The sequence below is a fragment of the Pseudomonas triticicola genome (genome assembly GCF_019145375.1).
In the GTDB taxonomy this organism is placed as follows: domain Bacteria; phylum Pseudomonadota; class Gammaproteobacteria; order Pseudomonadales; family Pseudomonadaceae; genus Aquipseudomonas; species Aquipseudomonas triticicola.
Genome location: NZ_JAHSTX010000001.1, coordinates 841,813 through 863,265, shown reverse-complemented (window position 1 = coordinate 863,265; position 21,453 = coordinate 841,813). Strand labels below are relative to the sequence as shown.

Annotated in this window: 11 protein-coding genes; 3 read left to right on the top strand and 8 right to left on the bottom strand. The window is 59.2% G+C overall.

The window, feature by feature from the left end; translation table 11 throughout:
• The first annotated feature begins 9 nt into the window (after positions 1 to 9).
• Positions 10 to 4,860 (top strand): Tc toxin subunit A-related protein, encoded by a 4,851-nt coding sequence (locus KVG85_RS03900; protein ID WP_217863025.1) that lies wholly within the window; start codon positions 10 to 12, stop codon positions 4,858 to 4,860.
• A complete protein-coding gene (locus tag KVG85_RS03895; RefSeq protein WP_217863024.1) occupies positions 4,857 to 9,467 on the top strand; it encodes a SpvB/TcaC N-terminal domain-containing protein in 4,611 nt (1,536 codons plus the stop codon). The genes KVG85_RS03900 and KVG85_RS03895 overlap by 4 nt, the downstream gene beginning before the upstream one ends.
• 414 nt (positions 9,468 to 9,881) lie before the next feature.
• On the opposite strand, the gene KVG85_RS03890 is transcribed toward KVG85_RS03895, so the two are convergent.
• From KVG85_RS03890 to KVG85_RS03865, 6 genes are read right to left on the bottom strand one after another with little or no spacing between them, the layout of a single operon-like run.
• Positions 9,882 to 11,624, bottom strand: coding sequence for an ABC transporter substrate-binding protein (locus KVG85_RS03890; protein ID WP_016775286.1), 1,743 nt, complete (start codon positions 11,622 to 11,624; stop codon positions 9,882 to 9,884).
• Positions 11,625 to 11,671: 47 nt separating this feature from the next.
• Positions 11,672 to 11,944, bottom strand: coding sequence for a DUF2160 domain-containing protein (locus tag KVG85_RS03885; RefSeq protein WP_038861868.1), 273 nt, complete (start codon positions 11,942 to 11,944; stop codon positions 11,672 to 11,674).
• Between the two features lie 10 nt (positions 11,945 to 11,954).
• The gene (locus KVG85_RS03880; protein WP_073471306.1) at positions 11,955 to 12,755 is read right to left on the bottom strand and encodes a carbohydrate ABC transporter permease; all 801 of its coding nucleotides are present in this window, start codon (positions 12,753 to 12,755) and stop codon (positions 11,955 to 11,957) included.
• A gap of 9 nt (positions 12,756 to 12,764) precedes the next feature.
• Entirely contained in the window at positions 12,765 to 13,631 is an 867-nt protein-coding gene (locus KVG85_RS03875) for a carbohydrate ABC transporter permease (protein ID WP_007912484.1), read from the bottom strand.
• Entirely contained in the window at positions 13,628 to 14,740 is a 1,113-nt protein-coding gene (locus tag KVG85_RS03870; RefSeq protein ID WP_016775290.1) for an ABC transporter ATP-binding protein, read from the bottom strand. Before KVG85_RS03870 ends, KVG85_RS03875 begins: the two co-directional genes overlap by 4 nt.
• Entirely contained in the window at positions 14,740 to 15,834 is a 1,095-nt protein-coding gene (locus KVG85_RS03865; RefSeq protein WP_016775291.1) for an ABC transporter ATP-binding protein, read from the bottom strand. Before KVG85_RS03865 ends, KVG85_RS03870 begins: the two co-directional genes overlap by 1 nt.
• A 385-nt stretch (positions 15,835 to 16,219) precedes the next feature.
• Between KVG85_RS03865 and KVG85_RS03860 the strand changes: the two genes are divergently transcribed.
• Positions 16,220 to 18,058 (top strand): sigma-54-dependent Fis family transcriptional regulator, encoded by a 1,839-nt coding sequence (locus KVG85_RS03860; RefSeq protein ID WP_095182074.1) that lies wholly within the window; start codon positions 16,220 to 16,222, stop codon positions 18,056 to 18,058.
• 217 nt (positions 18,059 to 18,275) lie between these two features.
• Here KVG85_RS03860 and cysS read toward each other — a convergent pair whose 3' ends face one another.
• A complete protein-coding gene (gene cysS, locus KVG85_RS03855; protein WP_217863023.1) occupies positions 18,276 to 19,658 on the bottom strand; it encodes a cysteine--tRNA ligase in 1,383 nt (460 codons plus the stop codon).
• A gap of 18 nt (positions 19,659 to 19,676) precedes the next feature.
• Positions 19,677 to 21,374 (bottom strand): glutamine--tRNA ligase/YqeY domain fusion protein, encoded by a 1,698-nt coding sequence (locus KVG85_RS03850; protein ID WP_024013424.1) that lies wholly within the window; start codon positions 21,372 to 21,374, stop codon positions 19,677 to 19,679.
• Positions 21,375 to 21,453: the final 79 nt, after the last annotated feature.

Here is a 21,453-nt window from a genome sequence, read left to right as displayed (position 1 = left end):
GGAACGATCATGACGACTGCCTTCGATGCGCCGCTTAACGAAGCACTGCGTGACGCGATGCTCGCCCTGTATCTGCACGAAGCAATACCCAGCGATCCCTACCTGATCGAGCAAGGGCTGGCTCAAACGATCAAGACCGCCAACGACCTTTATGAATTCTGGTTGCTGGATGTACTGGTCAGCCAGGATGTCCCGACCAGTCCGGTGGCCTGCGCCATTGCCAGCTACCAACAGCAAATCAACAGCATGATGCTGAACCTGGAGCCCGGTTACAGCGATGACAGCTTTACGCCTTTGCAAACCAGCACCTGGCGCGACGGCCTCAATCGCTACTCGATCTGGCCCGCCCTCCAGCAGTTGCGCACTTTCCCGGACATCTATCTGGACCCGACCCTGCGCCTGACCAAGAGCGCCAGTTTCGAGCAACTGGAGAACGATCTCAACCAGGCGCAAATACAGCCAGAAACCGTACAGACCGCCGTGCTGGCTTATCTTGCCCGGTTCGAAGAAGTCGCCAATCTGAAAATCTGCAATGGCTACATCGATGGCGAAGACTTTGCCAACAGCAATTATTATTTCATCGGCAAATCCCCTGCCGAAAATGCTTACTACTGGCGCTCACTGGACATGTCGCAGCGCGCGGTCAAAGCGCCCGCGAGTGCAGCAGACGAAACCCCGGTCAAGTATGACAAGCCGCTGCCCAATGCCTGGTCGGATTGGCAAAAAGCCAACGTGCCCATTTCGGAAAAGGCGCTGGAACACACCATTCGCCCGTGCTGGTTCAACAATCGTCTGTTCGTGATCTGGGCCGAGCTGGAGCTTCAGGATGCGGACGCCATGCAGGCCCCCGTTGAAGGCAAGGCCGACCAGAGCGTCAAGGTGAATCCTCGGTTCCGCCTATATGCCAGCTACAAGAAATATGACGATACCTGGAGCACGCCGCGGGTATACATCGAGAGTTACTGCCAGACTGAAGCGATGATCGGAGAACCTCTGGAAGTAATTGCTGAGCAAACCCAGACCATTGCGGTGTATGACCACTCGACGTCGCCTGAGTCGATGGTGCTCATGCTGTATTCGAACTATCAGGGCGTACCTTCCGATATTCCGGGCAATGAAGATACATATGATTTCCTGCGAACGGTACAAATCGACAAGAACTTCAATGTGACACCGCTGCCCCCGTCATTCGGCATGGCGCCGGAGATCAAACCGGCCTCACCTCCCTCCGTCGAGGTCCTCCAGAACGGCGAAGCCCACGTGAGGCTGATCGGCAGCATTTTCGCCAATAGCAACGCTGGTCGTTTCCAATACTGGCTTCCCTCCGGCACGCCAATGTTTGGTGCAGTGGAGCACCAGACACCGGATAGCGAAAAGACCACCTGGGATTATCAGGGGTGGCAGTCGCAAATCAAGACCAGCGTGAAAGACGTCGACTTTGTCTATAACCGGGCGGCGTCCAATATCGAGTTGACCGCAAGGCTGGCGGCAGGATTCAACAATCTGCAGATTTTCAGACTTTCCGTCTTCGACAAACATGATGAAAACAAGGAGCTCATCAGAGTTACGCTGGTGTTCGATCCTTCGGAAAATCATCTTGAAGTTCCGCTACTTCCAGGCTCCATCATTGAACCTGTTGGTACCGACTTCATGGATGTCGCAGATACGGCATTCTGTTTCAAGGGATACCCTGATCGGCTTCGTAGCTTGATCGCCGACCCTGACGGGAATTCGACTGAATTTACCGTACCCGCCACCAGGCAAGGAGCAATGGCTTGCCTTGCAGGTAAACATGCAAACCGAAGGATCCTCTATGAACTGATCGGCTCCAGCATGGTTTTGTTTACGTCCTTTTGGCGTTCTACCACCGATCACAATGAAATCGATCTTCATCCTTCAGCAGGGCGCTATAACAGCAGCGTTGGCTACCAGTTTTTCATCGCACACCCGCTGGATGTCACTTCAACGACGCCGCCTGAAACATTCAGCGCAATGCGCAAGCTGGCGTCTACAGCCATCGTCAACCACCTATCGGAGGATTCGTCGCTGACTTATTCGTTCTCGGTCGATCAATCCACCCTCCAGCCCGACGGCTGGCCAGTGGAGTGGCCTGAGGATCCAAAGGAACTGAAAATTCCGCTGATCTATGGTGTTCTGGTTTATCACGCTGGGCCCTTGGCAGCCACGCTGATTGGCGGAGCGCTCAAGGCGCTGACCGTTGAATGGGCAGAAGTGCCTCCCTCAACCTTGCAAATAGCGCCCAGCATCAACAGCATGATCGACCCGTCTCTGGGTGACAGCCCTTCTCTGGGCAAGGCGCAATTCATTGACTTCAGCGGCTCAGGTATCGAGTTGAGCGACGGGCAAGAACCCGAAGGGGCACATCGGACCCCAGTGCGCATGAATACCACCTTCGCCCGGCAATTGATCAACCTTGCCGAAGGTGGCATGGAATCTCTGCTGAGCTGGGAAACCCAGACCCAGCACACAGAACCACCCATCCCTGATGGTCAGGGATCGCAAGCCATGGATTTCTCGGGCGCCTACTATCTGTATTTCCTCGAGCTGTTTCTGTACTTGCCATGGCTGGTGGCCTATCGCTTGAACGAAGAGCAGCAGTACGACGAGGCGAAACAGTGGCTCGCGTATCTGTTTGACCCGACACGACAAAGCTCGGCCCCGGGACACCCCGGTTACTGGCAGGCCGTGCCGTTGGAAGAGCCGGTATGGCCCGGCCCGATCGACCCCAGCCTGAGCATTCTGTACCCGGACGATCCGCATCAGATTGCCCTGAGTTTTCCCGTGCATTTTCGCAAGGCGCTGTGGAAACTGTTCATCGAGATCGAGAGTCGCCAGGCTGATCTGGCGTACGCCGAGCTGACACCGGATGGACTGGCCGAGGCCAAGTTGCGCTACGTGCACATCATGGACCTGCTGGGGCCGCGCCCGGATGTGCGCCAGGTCGACGATTGGTTGCCGCTCACGCTCGACGAATTGAGTTCGTCGAAAAATGCGCAATTACGTGACTTCGAGCAGCGCCTGATCGCCACGCATCAGCAGCTTCAGCAGCACCCGCCACTGCGCATCGGCAAGGCTGCGGCCTGCGAATCGGCGCCCTTGCTATGCCTGCTGCCAAAGGGCGATGACCCGTTACTGACGAGCATTGATATCGAATATCTGCGTCGCCCCTTCAACCCCGAACTGATCATGCACTGGGATCGAGCCGAGAGCCGCTTGTACAACTTGCGACATAACCTCGATATGGCCGGCGCTCCCATGAACCTGCCGTTGTTCGCCACGCCGCTGGATCCGCGGGCGTTGCTTGCCGCATGGGGCCAAGGCCTGTCGGGTGCGGCGCTCAGCCGTCTGTTGAATCCGCAAATTCCCGATTGCCGCTTCAGTTTCATGTTCGCCTTGGCGCAGAACGCGGTGGACAGCGTGATCCAGTTCGGTTCAACCCTACTGTCGCTTATCGAACGCAAGGAGCAAGCGCAATATCTGGAAATGCAACAGCAACAGGCGTGGAACCTGGCGAAGATGGCAGTGGATATACAGGTTCAGGCCGGGAAGATTGATGAGAAAAACAAGCAGGCGTTGCTGGCGAGTCAGGACCTGATTACTGGACGTGTCGGTTATTACGAGAAACTGTTGAAAGAGGGTGTCAGCCCGCTGGAAATCGCTACGGGAGCCGCTTACCTGGCAGGAAATCTCGGCCAGACCGCAGCAATCATTGCTCAGGGAATCGGTCACGCATCGACAGTAGCCCCCAACATAGTCGGCATGGCAGTCGGTGGAGCACGCCTGGAGGGGGCAGCTTTCAGCTTTGCGTCCGTTGCACAAACGTGGTCACAACTGGCCTATGCCGCAGGCCAAACCATGGAGCGAATCGAACAATATCGGCGTCGCACCCAGGAATGGACCCAGGCCCGCGACCAGGCAAAACTCGAAGCCGAACAGATCAAAGCCCAGCTCGCCGTCTACGAAGAACAACACAAAGCCACGCAACTGCAACTGCGTCAGGCGCAAACCGCGCTCAACCAGGCCAAGGCCACCCATGACTTCCTGCTGAGCAACAACCGCTTCAGCCGATCACAGACCTACGACTGGCTCAACAGCAAATTCGCCGGTTTCTACCACACCGCCTTCACCACCGCACAATCGCTGTGCCAGGCCGCCGAAGCCTGCTGGCAATACGAAATGGGCAATTTCACTCAGACCTTCGTCCATCCAGGCGCATGGAATGCCACCTACCGCGGCCTCGGTGCCGGGGAAGAGTTGAAGATGAGCCTGCAACAGATGTACGGCCAGTACGTGCAGCACAACCGCCGCGATCTGGAAATCAGGAAAACCGTGTCACTGAAGGATTTGAGCGGCAAGGACCCAGGTTCAACCATCAATAAACCGTGGGCACAGATCAAGCAATCGCTGGTGGGCACCGGCACGTGCGAATTCGAACTGACTCAGCCCATGTTCGACGATGATTACGCCGGGCAGAATCATTACCTGCGCCGGATCAAGACGATCAGCGTGACGCTACCGGCCGTGCTCGGGCCTTATCAAGATATTCGGGCGGTGCTGAAACAAACCTACAGCAAAGTTGAAATGGCCCCCACCGTCGACAGCAGTGTCAAAGAAAACCTGCGATCGAGTCAGCAGATTGCCCTGTCGAGTTCGCTGGAAGACAACGGCATGTTTCAGCTCAACTTCCAGGATGAACGCTATCTGCCATTCGAGTACACCGGCGCGATTTCACGCTGGATCCTGACGTTCCCCGACGGTCAGGACGACATACTTCAGCGCTTGCCCGATATCATCCTGCATGTGTGCTACACCGCGCGATGCGAAGGCGGTTCGCTATGAACCAACAACCGCAGCCGCAACAGTCGACAATGCAGATCAACACACCGAGCCTGCCCAAGGGCGGCGGCGCCATCCAGAGCATTGGCAAGGGATCGGCCGGCGTAGGTACCAAAGGCACTGCGTCGCTGGAACTGTCGTTGCCGATTTCCCCAGGACGCGGTTTTGCCCCGCCATTGGGTCTGGGCTACAGCAGCGGCACGGGCAACAGCTCCTGCGGGATCGGCTGGCAGTTGACGGTTGACGCGGTGACCCTGCGCACGGTCGATGGCGTGCCGACTTATGACGGCACTGACCAGGTCGTGGGGCCTGACGGTGATGTATGGCTGCCCGAGCGCAATGAAAGCACCGGTGAATTGATCTTGCGCACCACTGAGCAATACAACGGCCTGCCCCTGACGACTGCGTATGACGTCGTTCGCCACTGGCCACGGGTCGAGGGTGCATTCGCCTTGATCGAACATTGGTCGAACGAGACCGACAAAGCCGGTTTCTGGCTGATTCACGGTGCCGACGGCAGCCTGCATATCTATGGCACCACCGCCAATTCACGCCGGGCCGACCCTGCCGACCCGCAGCGCGTCGGCGTCTGGATGATCGACGAAAGCCTGAATACCCGCGGCGAACACATCATCTACGAATACAAGGCGGAAACCGAGCTGCCAGTGGCTCCGCAGTATCGCGACTATCGCGCTCAGCGCTATCTCAGACGCGTGTGTTATGGCAACGAAAAAGCCTACGCGCACCTGTATGCCTGGGACCGCGGCAGCTGGGAAAAACAGTTGTGGCACTTTCAACTGGTGTTCGACTATGGCGAACGCAGCAGCGATCTGGAACAAGTGCCAACGTTTGAAGAACAACAGCCATGGGCCGAGCGCAGCGACCCTTACTGGATCTACGCCTACGGTTTCGAACTGGGCAACCGACGCCTGTGTCGACAAGTGCTGATGTTTCATCACTTCCCCAAAGAGTTGGGTGACCATCCGGTTCTGGTGCAACGCCTGCTCCTGCAATATCACCTCAGCCCGCTGGGTTACAGTCATCTGAGCGCGGCGCATCAGCAGGCCTATGATGGCCTCGGCCAGATCGAAAGCCGACCGCCAATGGAGTTCAGCTACAACACGTTCGACCTCGCCCCGCAGCCGCAGGGCTGGAAAGAGTTCACGGCCATGCCCGGCCTCGACGATGGTCATCGATATCAGTTGATTGATCTATACGGCGAGGGCCTGGCGGGTGTGCTCTGCCGTTATGACCACGGCTGGTATTACCGCGAGCCGTTGCGCGCAGAGACCGGCAGCGACCAGGTCGAGTACAGCGAGTGGAAACTTCTTGAAGGCGTGCCGATGTCCGACGCCGGCAAACCCGTGCATCAGTCTCTTACCGATCTGACTGGCGACGGCAAGCTCGACTGGGTGCTCGCCGCGCCGGGCATGTGCGGATTTTTCACCCTCGACCCGGACCGCAGCTGGTCAGGCTTCGTGCCTTTCGATGCATTTCCCGGCGAATTTTCCCACCCGATGGCGCAGATCGCTGACTTGGTGGGTAACGGCCTGAGCGACCTGACGCTGGTCGGCCCGCGCAGCGTGCGTTTGTATGCCAACCGCCGCGCGGCCGGGTTCGACGAGGGCGTCGACGTGCCGCATGCGGAAAAAACCGCCGCAGGCGATGATGATGAGCTGCCTGTGCTGAGCAATACACCGAGCGAAATCATTGCATTCGCCGATCTCGTCGGCAGCGGTCAGCAACATCTGGTGCGGATCCGTCATAACGAAATCAAGTGCTGGCCGAATCTGGGACATGGCCGTTTCGGCAAAGGCTTTGTGCTGTGCACCCTGCCCTTCGCCTACGATGAATTCAACGCCTCACGGGTATTGCTGGCGGACCTCGACGGCTCGGGTGCGGCGGACCTGATCTACATGGAAGCCGAGCGCCTGCGTATTTTCATGAACCACGCCGGCAGCGGTTTCGCCCAGACCTCCATTGATCTTCCCTGGCCTGATGGCCTCGCCCATGACCCGCTCTGGCAGGTCACCAGCGCAGATCTGCAAGGCCTGGGCTGCTCCAGCCTGGTGGTGACATTGCCGCACATGTCGCCCAGGCACTGGCGTTACGATTTCGTCGACGCCAAACCCTATCTGCTGAACAGAAGCTGCAACAACATGGGTTGCAGCTCCAGTGTGAATTACCGCAGTTCGGCGCAGGAATGGCTGGATGAAAAACGCGAGCAACAGGCAGCCGGTGTTGAAAATCCAGTGTCCGGACTGCCGATGGCCATGCACCTGGTACACAAGCAAATCCAAAATGACGAGATCACCGGCAACACACTGACACAGCTCTTCAGCTATCGCGGCGGTTCCTACGACCGTTTCGAGCGCGAGTTCCGTGGTTTTCGTCTGCTGTTGCAAAGCGACACCGAAATGTCAGCAACCGAGTTCACGGCGCCGATTCTCAGCAAGACCTGGTTTCACACAGGCGAGACCATCGACCCGTCGAGAACCGGTTATTACAGCGGTGATGATGATGCAGTCGATCTCAAACCCACACTGCTGCAGCTGTATCACTTCAATGATCGCATCGCGCAACCTTTCACCGTAGCCGATGAGGAGACTGCGCGAGAGATCGCCCGCACCCTGAGTGGCCGAGTGATGCGCTCGGAAGTGTTCGCCGCCGATGACGACGCGACGACCGCAGTCCCCTATGTGGTCCAGGAACATCGCTACGGCGCACGGGTGCTGCGCCCCAAAGGCAAGTACCAGCCTTACGCGGTAGTGTTGCCCCTGGACGTGGAATCCATCAGTTATCAGTACGAACCGGCAATTGCCGACGATCCGATGTGCCAGCACCAGTTGAATCTGGAATGGGACCCCTACGGCTGTGTGGTGCATGCTTTCACCGTGAACTACGCGCGACGCAAAACCAGCAGCGATGCGCCGCCGTTCACCGAAGAGCATCAGCAGAACTGGTGGAGGGATGCTCACGACGATGCGCAACAAAAATGGTACCTGACGCAGCTCCGGTCAGAACCGATTCATTTGCCCGGTAACGAGGCCTGGCGCCTTGGATTGGCTTGCCGCCTGCGCAGCAATTCGCTGGTGCTGGAAAAAGCGGCGCTGAGTGCCGCAACGATCCACCAGGAACATATTTTGCAAATGGCCCGCGAGGATGGTGAATGGGCGCAGCAAGCGCTGTTGTCTGCATTGACGCTGCAGCGCTACATCGACCCTCGCAGCGGTGCAACGCTGGATCCGGGCGCCGCAACTTTCGAGGGCTTGCCCGCCTACATGGAGACGGCCGAACTGGACGCCGGGGCCCTCAGCGCGTATGACAAACTCGAGGTGGATGGCCAATTACCCTTCAACCTGAAAGAAAAACTCGAATCGCAGGAGGTCGGTTACCACATCATGCCGCTGTTCCTGCCCGAGCAAGAGAACGGTCCGATCGACGATCCTGACGACGCGAAGAATTATCTGTGGTCAGTGCACAGAGGCTTCCCCACCTACCACGCACTCGACGGTTTTCATAACCTGCAGAAATACCGTGAAACCCGCAGTCACGGTGAAACCCTGATTACCTACGACGCGTATTGGTGTGTAACAACCGCAGTGACCTTACCGGACGGTTGCACTACCCGCAGCCTGGACGTGGATTACCGCACCTTCCTCCCTGCGACCATTGAAGACGCCAACCGCAACCTGCAAGAAGCACGCTATAACGCCTTCGGTGAACCGCTGGTAAGCAGTTTCCATGGCACCGAACTTGGAGAGCCGGTGGGTTTTGACCCGCTGCAAACCTACATCCCGCCGCAAGACCGCGACCCCGCCATTGCCATCGCCGACCCGAAACAGGCCATCGGCAATTTCGCCAGCGCCGCTTTCTGGGATACGTTCAGTTGGATGGGTCGCATCTCCCGCACGTCCTCACGCTCCCAAGAGTGGTGGGACTGGGCGAAAAGCCAAGGGTACATTCTGCCCGAAGGACACATTTGCGATCGTGCCCGACAGCACCTTGGCGCCTTGGTAAATCCCGATCTGAATGAAACCGAGCTCCAGCAGCAGATCGATAATGCACGGCGTGAGCCAGTGCATGCCGTCGCCCTGCTGGCCGACCGCTACCCAGGTGACCCTGAGCTACAAGTGCGAGTCAGCATTGCTTGCCTGGACGGTTTCGGCCGCACTCTGCAAACCAAACATGAGGTCCCGCCGGGCGTGGCGTGGCAGGTCGATGACAACGGCGAATTGGTCCTCGACGACAATGACCAGCCGATAGACGCCGAGGCCCAGCGACGCTGGCGTGTCAGCGAGCCAGTGGAATACAACAACAAAGGCCAGACTGTGCGGATTTACCGGCCCTACTTCGCCGATCAACCGCGTTACATCAATGATCGCTCGATGCGCAAGCATGCTTTTCACGACCAGCAGTTCTACGACGCGGTGGGCCGACCGACCGCAACCGTGCTGGCGAAGCAAATGCTGCAAGGCAATCCGCCGACGCTCAAACCGCTGCGCCGGGAAGTCTGGTACTGGATCTGGTGTAACGTCGCCTTCGACGAAAACGACCTGTTCGACCCGCCACCGGAACAACGGCGACGCAACTGGTGGACTGGGAGGTGAGCAAGCATGCGCGGACGCCGCATCTGAGCGTCACTGATTCCCGAGGCTTGCCGGTGCGGCAGGTCGCCTACTGGTACGAAGATGCCAGTGAGGCGTGTGTACCTTCGGTTTTGTACGATTTGTTACCGACCCACGCCGTCCGCACTCAAAAGGCGAAAGCTCTCGCCCAACCTGCGTTTCGTCACGGAGCATTGGGGCGATGAAGGGCGATCTGGCTGTTCTGGTTTGACCTCGCACCTGTGGGTTCTGACCCACCGCTTTCGCGAGCCGGCTCGCTCCCACAGAATTTGTGTCGCAGCACAGATGTTGGGGCCACCGCAAACCCTGAGGAGTGAGCCGGCTCGCGATAGCGATTTACGAGGCACCAAAGAAAACGGCACCTTTCGGTGCCGTTCGCTTCTCACATTTCCAACATCATTTGCGCGCATCCGCCCAGGATTTCAGCAGTTCGCTATAGCTCACGGTTTCGCCCTTCGGCTTCTCGTTAGCCAGTTTCGGTTTCGGTGCGCCCGGCTGATCGAACCAGTATTGCGCATCGCGTTCCGGGTTCATTTTCGGTGCGCAAGTGGCCTGGGCCTTGGAGCGTTCGAGGCGTTCCATGATGCGGTCCTGATCCTTGGCCAGGCCATCAAGCGCCTGTTGTGGGGTCTTCTCGCCGCTGGCGGCTTCGGCGATATGGCTCCACCACAGCTGAGCGAGACGTGGATAGTCGGGCACGTTGGTGCCAGTCGGCGACCATTGCACGCGGGCCGGGCTGCGATAGAACTCGACCAGACCACCGAGTTTCGGCGCCAGATCGGTCATCGCCTGCGAGTTGATGTCCGACTCGCGAATAGGTGTCAGACCGACGATGGTTTTCTTCAGCGAAACAGTTTTCGAGGTCACGAACTGCGCGTACAGCCACGCCGCAAGTTTCTGTTTCTCAGGCGTGGACTTCATGAACGTCCACGACCCCACATCCTGATAGCCGAGCTTCATGCCCTCTTCCCAATACGGGCCTTTAGGCGACGGCGCCATGCGCCATTTCGGCGTGCCATCGGCGTTGACCACCGGCAGGCCGGGTTTGGTCATGTCGGCGGTGAACGCGGTGTACCAGAAGATCTGCTGGGCGATGTTGCCCTGCGAGGGCACCGGGCCGGACTCGGAGAAGGTCATGCCGGCCGCTTCCGGTGGCGCGTATTTCTTCAGCCAGTCGACGTATTTGGTGGTGGCAAACACGGCCGCCGGGCCGTTGGTGTCGCCGCCACGGGTCACGCTTGAACCAACCGGATGACAGTCCTCGACGCGGATGCCCCACTCGTCCACCGGCAAGCCGTTGGGCAGTCCCTTGTCGCCGCCACCGGCCATGGAGAACCAGGCATCGGTGAAACGCCAGCCCAGCGACGGGTCTTTCTTGCCGTAATCCATGTGGCCGTAGACACGTTTGCCGTCGATTTCCTTGACGTCTTCGCTGAAGAATTTGGCGATGTCTTCATAGGCCGACCAGTTCACCGGCACGCCTAATTCGTAGCCGTATTTTTCCTTGAACTTGGCTTTCAGATCGGCGCGCTCGAACCAGTCGGCGCGGAACCAGTACAGGTTGGCAAACTGCTGGTCGGGCAGTTGATAGATCTTGCCATCCGGCGCGGTGGTGAAGGAGATGCCGATGAAGTCCTTGATGTCGAGGGTCGGCGAAGTGAAGTTCTTGCCCTCGTTGGCCATCAGATCAGTGATCGATTCGGTCTTGCCGTAGCGAAAGTGCGTGCCGATCAGGTCGGAGTCGTTGACCCAGCCGTCGTAGATGTTCTTGTCCGACTGCATCACCGTCTGCATTTTCTCGACCACATCGCCTTCCTGCAGCAGGTCGTGGGTGAGTTTGATCCCGGTGATTTCGCTGAAGGCCTTGGCCAGCACCTTGGACTCGTATTCGTGGGTGGTCAGGGTTTCGGAAACGACCTTGATGTCCATGCCGCGAAACGGCTCGGCGGCCTTGATGAACCACTTCAATTCTTCGAGCTGCTGTTCGGCCGTCAGGGTCGAGGGCTTGAACTCGCTGCCGATCCATTTTTTCGCAGCATCTTCGTAGGCGTCGGCCCAGGCAGATGCGCTCAGACCGCTGAGTGCCAGCATGGCTGCCAATGAAATGCTATGTCGCAGCTTATTGTTTTTATCGAACATAGAGACCTCCTGTTTAAGTTGTGGAGCCGCGTTGCCGAACGATTCGACTAGCCCCAACGCATCACAGCCAACAGCCACACCAGGGACAACGCGGACGCCACCCAGATGCTCCAGTCGGTGACGCCGATTACCAGCAAATGCAGGTAGGCGCTGCCGAGAAGACCGATAAACAAGCGATCGCCACGGGTGGTGGCAATCGGCAGAAACCCGCGCCGCAGAATGCTCGGCGAGCGCAATTCCCAGGTGGTCATGCCCACCAGAATCAGACCGATGCCGATGAAGAACGCGGCGGTCGGTGTCGTCCAGCTCATCCATTCCATCATCAGCTCCTCAGACTCGACCGAGGGCAAAGCCCTTGGCCACGTGGTTGCGTACAAACCAGATCACCAGCATGCCCGGCAGGATGGTCAACACCCCCGCTGCTGCCAGCACGCCCCAATCGATCCCCGACGCCGACACCGTGCGCGTCATCACCGCCGCAATCGGCTTGGCGTTGACCGAGGTCAGCGTGCGCGCCAGCAGCAGCTCGACCCAGGAAAACATGAAGCAGAAAAACGCCGTGACGCCGATACCGGAACCGATCAACGGGATGAAAATCTTCACGAAGAACTTGGGGAAACTGTAGCCGTCGATGTAGGCCGTTTCGTCGATCTCCTTGGGCACGCCAGACATGAAACCTTCGAGAATCCACACCGCCAGCGGCACGTTGAACAGGCAGTGCGCCAAGGCCACGGCGATATGCGTGTCGAACAGGCCGATCGACGAATACAACTGGAAGAACGGCAGCAAGAACACCGCCGGCGGCGCCATGCGATTGGTCAGCAACCAGAAGAACAGGTGCTTGTCGCCGAGGAAACGATAGCGTGAAAACGCATAGGCCGCCGGTAACGCGACGCTCAGGGAAATCACCGTGTTGAGGCTGACGTAATACAGCGAGTTCAGATAGCCGGTGTACCAGCTTGGATCAGTGAAGATCACCTTGTAGTTCGCCAGCGTGAATTCCTGTGGGAAAAGCGTCAGGCCGCCGAGGATTTCGGTGTTGCTCTTGAACGACATGTTCAGCAGCCAGTAGATCGGCACCAGCAGGAACAGGATGTACACCAGCAACGGAATAAGCTTTTTCTTGCTCATGGCCGGGCCTCAGCGGTTGGCGTCGGAGTGCGTCATGGCGGTATAGAACAGCCAGGACACCAACAGGATGATCAGGAAGTACACCAGCGAAAACGCCGCTGCCGGACCGAGGTCGAATTGCCCTACAGCCATCTGCGTCAACGTCTGACTCAAGAAGGTCGTGGCATTACCCGGCCCGCCGCCGGTGAGCACGAACGGCTCGGTGTAGATCATGAAACTGTCCATGAAGCGCAGCATCACCGCGATCAGCAGCACGCTTTTCAGCTTGGGCAATTGAATGTGCCGGAACACCGCCCACGCCGAGGCGCGATCGATGCGCGCGGCCTGGTAATAGACGTCGGGAATCGCCCGCAGGCCGGAGAAACACAACAGCGCGACCAGCGAAGTCCAATGCCAGACGTCCATCACCAGCACCGTCACCCAGGCGTCCATGGTGTTGGCCGCGTAGTTGTAGCTGATGCCCATCGCGTTGAGGCTGGAACCGAGCAGGCCGATGTCTGCCCGGCCGAAAATCTGCCAGATCGTACCGACCACGTTCCACGGGATCAGCAGCGGAATCGCCAGAATGATCAGCACCACCGAAGACCAGCGACCCTTGGTCGGCATGGTCAGCGCGACGGCGATGCCCAGCGGGATTTCAATCAGCAGCACGCAGGCTGAATAGATGAACTGGCGCAGCAGCGAGTCGTGCAGACGCGGATCGAGCAGCACTTGCTTGTACCAGTCGGCGCCGACGAAATAGCGACTGGACTGGTCGAAGATGTCCTGCACCGAATAGTTGACCACGGTCATCATCGGGATCACCGCACTGAACGCCACCAGCAGGAACACCGGCAACACCAGCCACCAGGCCTTGTTGTTCTGCACTTTGTTCATGGCTGCGCCTCCTCGTCGCTGACTTCCAGGAGAAATTCGTCGGCATAGACCATCAGCCATTGCGCCGGAAAACTGATGTACGCGGTGCCCTGGGGCACCGGTTTGTCTTCGGCCAGACGCACCTTCAACGGCGCGCCGTCGAGGTTCAGAGTCATGATCTTGTAGGTGCCGAGGTCTTCGACGTGTACGACTTTGGCTTGCATGGCGTCGTCAAACGGCTCGTCCCACACGTGAATGAACTCGGGGCGGATGCCGACCTTGAGATTTTTCCACTGGCCGTGCTCGATATGGCGCTGCAAGGCGTCGGACAACGGCAGGTGCGTCGAGGCGAAACCGACGCCACCGGGCTGCGGCTGCACCTCGATCAGATTCATCCCCGGGCTGCCGATGAAATAGCCGACAAAGGTGTGGCTCGGCCGCTCGAACAATTCCCGTGGCGTACCGAACTGGACGATCTGGCCGCCGTACATCACCGCGATCTTGTCGGCGAACGTCGAGGCTTCAAGTTGGTCGTGGGTGACGTAGACCATGGTGATGTTGAACTGCTCGTGGATCTGCTTGAGCTTGCGCCGAAGTTTCCATTTCAGGTGCGGATCGATCACCGTCAGCGGCTCGTCGAAGAGGATTGCCGAGACGTCGTCGCGCACCAGCCCACGGCCCATCGAGACTTTCTGCTTTTCGTCGGCGGTGAGGTTGCGCGCTTTTTTGCTCAGCAGATTCTGCAGGTCGAGCACTTCGGCAATTTCCTGCACCTTGCTGTGCACTTTCGCCTCGGCCATGCCCTGATTGCGCAGCGGGAAAGCGAGGTTGTCGAACACGGTCATGGTGTCGTAGACCACCGGAAACTGGAAAACCTGAGCAATGTTGCGCTTCTCCGGGGTCAGGTCGTTGACCGCTTTGCCGTCAAACAACACGTGGCCCTGGGACGGGCTGAGCAGGCCGGAAATGATGTTGAGCAAGGTCGACTTGCCGCAACCGGACGGGCCGAGCAAGGCGTAGGCGCCGCCCTGCTCCCAGACGTGATCCATCTCGCGGATCGCGTAATCCTCCGCGCCACTGGGGGTTTTGCTGTAGCTGTGGGCGAGGTGCTGCAAACGGATTTCGGCCATCAGGCAACCCTCGCGACACGCCGGCCCGGTGCTTGCACCAGACGGCCCTGCGCATCGAAAACGAACAGTTTGTGGGTCGGGATATAAATGCGGATCGGCGCATCGACGTCGTATTCGTGAACCCCGGGCAAGTGCAGCACCAACAGAAAGTGCTCGTTGCGTACATGCAGGAAGGTTTCCGAACCGCTGATCTCGGCGACCTCGACGGTCACCGCCAGTTCGAGATCATCATCGTTGCTCGGCACCAGCGAGATATGACTCGGGCGCACACCGAAGCGGAACTCGCCCTCGCCTACCGGGCGCAGATCGACGTTCAACGGGAAGTGTACGAAGTTGGCGAAGCTGACTTCGTTGCCGGCAATGCGTCCCGGCATCAGGTTTATCGGCGGCTCGGAGAACAGTTCAGCAGCGAGCACCGACTGCGGTTGGTGGTAGACCTCGGTCGACGGCCCGCTCTGGATCACCCGGCCTTCGTGCAGGATGGTGGTGGTGCCGCCGAGGGCCAGCGCTTCGTTGGGTTCGGTGGTGGCGTAGATGGCGATGGTGTGGCGGGCCTTGAACAGCTCGCGCATTTCCTGACGCAGCTCTTCGCGCAGCTTGTAGTCGAGGTTGACCAGCGGCTCGTCGAAGAGGATCAGCTCAGCATCCTTGACCAGCGCGCGGGCCATGGCCGTGCGCTGCTGCTGCCCGCCGGACAGCTCCAGCGGATAGCGCTGCAAGAACTTCTCGATGCGCAGCATGCGTGCGGTTTCCTGCACCTTGCTGTGGATGATCTCTTTCGAGATGCCGGCCTGACGCAATGGCGAGGCGATGTTCTCAAACACGGTCATGGTCGGGTAATTGATGAACTGCTGATAGACCATCGACACGTTGCGCAGCCGCACCGGGCGCTGGGTGACATCGACGCCGTTCATCAGCACGCGGCCGCTGTCGGGCTTGTCGAGGCCGGCCATCAGGCGCATGAGACTGGTCTTGCCGGACAGGGTGCGCCCGAGCAGAACGTTGAAGGATCCGGGTTCGAATTTCAGGCACGCATCGTCGATCCAGATCTGGCCCTCGACGGTGCGGCTGACGTGCTCCAGGGTGAGTGACATGGCTCGGCCTTTGTTATTTTTGGAGTCAAGCGACCGGAGCAACAGAGCGACATTCGTGCCAGAAATGGCAAGTGCTTGATTTGTCTTGAGAAGCAGTGTTTACGGGGGCAAGCGGCGTTCACAGCTGAACACTTTTGAACAGTCGGGGTGATTGACAATGAACAATAGTGAACAACACTCTATGCACGCTTTTGCCCAATCCTGAATGCAAAATGGATCCCCCTGTGGGAGCGAGCCTGCTCGCGAAAGCGGTGTGTCATTCAATGAATCCATTGACTGAACTGACGCTTTCGCGAGCAGACTCGCTCCCACAGGGGGATTTGTGTAGTTTTGAAGATCGGGTTCATAACAATAATAAAATCGCTGCACTCAGAGGCTCGCCCCCATGGCCGCACCTGCTTCGCCGCTGTCCCACGACGCGATCGTCCAGACCTCCTGGCAACGTTGCCGCGCGTTCGGCCTCGACCACCAGAGCGCCCCGGCCTTCGATCAATTGCCCGCCGCCGGCATTGCGCGTTTGCTCGACAGCCATCACTCGCTGGTGCAGACCACGCATCAGGAAGTGCTGCCCTACTACGAAAACATCCTCAGCAACTCCAACTGCCTGATCATGCTCGCCGACAATCAGGGCCAGGTGCTGACCTCGTGGGGCACACAGCGCTTCATCGAACCGAATCTGGCCCGGGGCTTTCAGGCCGGGGCGAGCTGGATGGAGCGCAGCAGCGGCACCAATGCGATCGGCACCGCACTGGCCTGTGAGCAGGCGGTGCACATCGAACACGACGAACACTTCCTCAAGGCCAACCGCTTCATGACCGGCTCCGCCGCGCCGATTTTCGACGCCGAGCGCAAGGTCATCGCCGTGCTCGATGTCTCCAGCGACAGCTACCTACCGCCCTCGCACACCCTGGGCATGGTCAAGATGATGAGCCAGACCGTGGAAAACCGGCTGATCCTCAACCTGTTCCACGGCCAGCATTTTCAACTGACCTTCAACACCGGGTTGAACAACCTCGACAGCCAGTGGGCCGGGTTGTTGATTTTCGATGAGAGCGGACAGGTGCTGTCGGCCAATCGCCGCGCCGACAATCTGCTCGGTGTGCGTTTGTCCCGCGTCAGCGTTGAAAGCCTGTTCAAGGTGTCGCTGCTGGAGTTGATCAATCAGCCCGAAGGTCTGCCGTTTGCCTTGCAGACCTCCGGACGCAACCGTTTCCAGTGCCTACTGAAACGGCCGAAACAGGCGCCGGTACAGGCGCGGGTGTTTGTCGCTGAAGACAAGCCAGCGTCAGCCAGCGCGATCAGCCTCAACACGCTGCATTTCGGCGACAGCCGTGTGGAAAAAGCCGTGCGCCAGGCCGAGCGCTTGCTGGAGAAGGACATTCCGTTGTTGATTCACGGTGAGACCGGCGTCGGCAAGGAAGTCTTCGTCAAAGCCTTGCACCAGGCCAGTTCCCGGCAAAAACAGGCGTTCATCGCAGTGAACTGCGCGGCGATCCCCGCTGAACTGGTCGAGTCCGAGTTGTTCGGTTACGAGAAAGGCGCGTTCACCGGGGCCAACCAGAAAGGCAGCATCGGCCTGATCCGCAAGGCCGACAAAGGCACGCTGTTTCTCGATGAGATCGGTGACATGCCGCTGCCAACCCAGGCGCGTTTGTTGCGCGTGTTGCAGGAGCGCTGCGTGCAGCCGGTAGGCAGCAGCGAGTTGTTTCCGGTGGACTTGCGGATCATTTCCGCGACCAACCGATCGTTGCGCGAGCAGGTGCAGTTGGGGCGGTTTCGTGAGGATTTGTACTACCGCATCGGCGGCCTGACCTTGGAGCTGCCGCCGTTACGCGAGCGCAGTGACAAGCAGGCGCTGTTCAAACGACTGTGGGAGCAGCATCGCGAGCCGACGCAATGGGCGGGGCTGAGTCCTGAAGTTCTGGAGTTGTTTGAAAAGCATCCGTGGCCGGGGAATTTGCGTCAGGTCAGCAGCGTGATGCAGGTGGCGCTAGCCATGGCCGAGGAGCAACCGGTACGACCGGAGCACTTGCCGGATGATTTTTTTGTCGATCTGGAGATGGAGCCGGTGGAGACAGCGGCGCCGCTGGGGCTGGATTTGAATGATGTTGAGGCTTTGAACAGGGAGTTGAAGGCGGCCGGGGGGAATATCTCGCACCTGGCGCGGCGTTTGGGGGTTAGTCGGAATACTCTCTATAAGCGATTGCGGCAGATTGGCAACTGAGTACACCCCTTCCCCTCACCCCAGCCCTCTCCCCGAGGAGAGGGGGCCGATTGGGGGATATTCGAGAGATACGCCGACCTGACCTTGCTTCATCGAATCCATAATCGACTCGATCGTTCAGGTCGGCGTATAGCAAAAGACACCTCGGTCAGTCCCCTCTCCCTCCGGGAGAGGGTTAGGGTGAGGGGCTTTTGGCTTTTGGCTTTTGGCTTCTTGCTCAGTCAGCCAGCCGCCAGGTCGTCCCACCCTTGCCATCTTCCAGTACCACACCCATCGCGGTGAGCTGATCACGAATCCGGTCCGACTCGGCCCAGTCTTTCGCCGCCCGAGCCGCCAGACGCGCCGCAATCAGTGCATCCACTTGCGCCGCATCGACCCGCCCTTCAGCGCCCGCCTGCAGGAAGTCATCCGCTTCCAACTGCAACACACCCAGCACGCTCGCCAGTTCTTTCAGACGTGCCGCCAGCCCCGCCGCTGCATCGAGATCGCTCTCGCGCAGACGGTTGATCTCACGGACCATCTCGAACAGCACGGCGCAGGCTTCAGGGGTGCCAAAGTCGTCGTTCATCACCGTGGTGAAACGCTCGACGAACGCCTCGCCACCCGACGGCGCCACGCTTGGCAGGCCTTTCAGCGCATGGTAGAAGCGCTCCAGTGCGCCCTTGGCGTCCTTGAGGTTGTCTTCCGAGTAGTTGATCGCGCTGCGGTAGTGGCTCGATACCAGCAGGTAACGCACGACTTCCGGGTGGTACTTGTCGAGCACGTCGCGGATGGTGAAGAAGTTGTTCAAGGACTTGGACATCTTCTCGCCATTGATGCGAATCATCCCGCAATGCATCCACGCGTTGGCGTAGGTCTTGCCGGTGGCCGCTTCGCTCTGGGCGATTTCGTTTTCGTGGTGCGGGAACTCCAGATCGCTGCCGCCGCCATGAATGTCGAAGGTCTCGCCGAGGCAGCAGGTGGACATCACCGAGCACTCGATGTGCCAGCCCGGACGTCCGGCGCCCCATGGCGATTCCCAGCTCGGCTCGCCCGGCTTGGCGGCTTTCCACAGGACGAAGTCGAGCGGGTCTTGCTTCGACTCGTCGACTTCGATACGCGCACCGATGCGCAAATCTTCGATCTTCTTGCGCGACAGCTTGCCGTAGCCCATGAACTTGGCGACGCGGTAGTACACGTCGCCATTACCTGGAGCGTAAGCGTAGCCCTTGTCGATCAGGGTCTGGATCATCGCATGCATGCCGGCGATGTGATCGGTGGCGCGCGGTTCCATGTCCGGCTTCTGGATGTTCAGGCGCGCTTCGTCTTCGTGCATCGCGGCGATCATGCGCTCGGTCAGCGCTTCGAACGATTCACCGTTCTCGCGGGCACGATTGATGATCTTGTCGTCGATGTCGGTGATGTTGCGCACGTAGGTCAGGTCGTAACCGCTGAAGCGCAGCCAGCGCGTCACCAGGTCGAACGCGACCATGCTGCGGCCGTGGCCGAGGTGGCAGTAGTCGTACACGGTCATCCCGCAGACGTACATGCGCACCTTGTTGCCATCCAGCGGCTTGAAGACTTCTTTGCTCTTGCTGAGCGTGTTGTAGATCGTTAGCACGTTAGTTCCTTGACTCACTCACTGGCCCCACGAATCACGCAGGGTCACGGTACGGTTGAATACCGGCTGACCGGGTTTCGAGTCCTTCAGATCCGCGACGAAGTAGCCTTCGCGCTCGAACTGGAAACGGTCTTCCGGCTGTGCGTTGCCGAGCGATGGCTCAGCGCGACAACCGGTCAGCACTTGCAGCGAGTCAGGGTTGATGTTGTCGAGGAAGCTGGCGCTGTCTTCGGCCTTTTCCGGGTTCGGCGAACGGAACAGGCGATCGTACAGACGCACTTCGCACTCGACGCTGGCGGCGGCCGGCACCCAGTGGATCACGCCCTTGACCTTGCGCCCTTCCGGGTTCTTGCCGAGGGTGTCCGGGTCGTACGAGCAACGCAGTTCGACGATGTTGCCGTCGGCGTCCTTGATCGCTTCGTCGGCACGAATCACGTAGCTGCCGCGCAGACGCACTTCACCGGCCGGTTCCAGGCGCTTGTAGCCCTTCGGCGGCTCTTCCATGAAGTCTTCGCGGTCGATGTAGATTTCCCGGGCGAACGGCAGAGCGCGCACGCCCATGTCTTCTTTCGGGTGGCGTGGCAGTTCGAGGTTTTCGACCTGGCCTTCCGGGTAGTTGGTGATGACCACTTTCAGCGGACGCAGCACGCACATGGCGCGCGGGGCGCTGTGGTCGAGGTCGTCACGGATGCTGAATTCGAGCATGCCGAAATCGACCACGCCGTCGGAACGGTTGGTGCCGATCATTTCGCAGAAGTTGCGGATCGATTTCGGCGTGTAGCCACGGCGGCGGAAGCCCGACAGCGTGGACATGCGCGGATCGTCCCAGCCGTTGACGTGCTTCTCGTCAACCAGTTGCTTGAGCTTGCGCTTGCTGGTGATCGTGTAGTTCAGGTTCAGGCGGCTGAACTCGTACTGGCGCGGGTTCGCCGGCACCGGCAGGTTCTCCAGGAACCACTCGTACAGCGGGCGATGGCTTTCGAACTCAAGGGTGCAGATCGAATGAGTGATGCCTTCGATGGCGTCCGACTGCCCGTGGGTAAAGTCGTAGTTCGGATAGATGCACCACTTGTCGCCGGTCTGGTGGTGATGAGCGTGGCGGATGCGATACATGATCGGGTCGCGCAGGTTCATGTTCGGCGAGGCCATGTCGATCTTCGCCCGCAGCACGCGCGCGCCGTCCGGGAATTCACCGGCCTTCATGCGCGCGAACAGGTCGAGGTTTTCCTCAACCGAACGATCACGGAACGGGCTGTTCTTGCCCGGCTCGGTCAGGCTGCCACGGTATTCCTTGGCCTGCTCCGGGGTCAGGTCGTCGACGTAGGCCTTGCCGGCCTTGATCAGCTCGACCGCCCAATCGTGCAACTGGTCGAAATACTGCGAGGCGTAGCGCACTTCACCGGACCATTCGAAGCCCAGCCATTTGACGTCGCTTTCGATGGCGTCGATGTATTCCTGATCTTCCTTGGCCGGGTTGGTGTCGTCGAAACGCAGGTGCGTGACGCCACCGAACTCCTGGGCCAGGCCGAAGTTGACGCAGATCGACTTGGCGTGGCCGATGTGCAGGTAGCCGTTGGGCTCCGGCGGAAAGCGAGTCACGATCTGGGTGTGCTTGCCCGAGTCCAGGTCTGCCTGGATGATCGGCCGCAGGAAGTTGACCGGCACGGCAGGGCCGGACTTGGCATTCGAGGTAGGGTCGACAGTGGGCTTGCTCATAGGATCCTTGACGTACAGGTGCGCGGCCGCAAAGAGGGGCCAGACAAAACAAAGCCGCTATCATAGCCGATGCTGTCAA

What these genes read in the sequence shown, in the direction of transcription:
- KVG85_RS03900 (WP_217863025.1), top strand. Translation starts at nt 10, where the DNA reads ATGACGACTGCCTTCGATGCGCCGCTTAACGAAGCACTGCGTGACGCG.
- KVG85_RS03895 (WP_217863024.1), top strand. Translation starts at nt 4,857, where the DNA reads ATGAACCAACAACCGCAGCCGCAACAGTCGACAATGCAGATCAACACA.
- KVG85_RS03890 (WP_016775286.1), bottom strand. Translation starts at nt 11,624, where the DNA reads ATGTTCGATAAAAACAATAAGCTGCGACATAGCATTTCATTGGCAGCC.
- KVG85_RS03885 (WP_038861868.1), bottom strand. Translation starts at nt 11,944, where the DNA reads ATGGAATGGATGAGCTGGACGACACCGACCGCCGCGTTCTTCATCGGC.
- KVG85_RS03880 (WP_073471306.1), bottom strand. Translation starts at nt 12,755, where the DNA reads ATGAGCAAGAAAAAGCTTATTCCGTTGCTGGTGTACATCCTGTTCCTG.
- KVG85_RS03875 (WP_007912484.1), bottom strand. Translation starts at nt 13,631, where the DNA reads ATGAACAAAGTGCAGAACAACAAGGCCTGGTGGCTGGTGTTGCCGGTG.
- KVG85_RS03870 (WP_016775290.1), bottom strand. Translation starts at nt 14,740, where the DNA reads ATGGCCGAAATCCGTTTGCAGCACCTCGCCCACAGCTACAGCAAAACC.
- KVG85_RS03865 (WP_016775291.1), bottom strand. Translation starts at nt 15,834, where the DNA reads ATGTCACTCACCCTGGAGCACGTCAGCCGCACCGTCGAGGGCCAGATC.
- KVG85_RS03860 (WP_095182074.1), top strand. Translation starts at nt 16,220, where the DNA reads ATGGCCGCACCTGCTTCGCCGCTGTCCCACGACGCGATCGTCCAGACC.
- KVG85_RS03850 (WP_024013424.1), bottom strand. Translation starts at nt 21,374, where the DNA reads ATGAGCAAGCCCACTGTCGACCCTACCTCGAATGCCAAGTCCGGCCCT.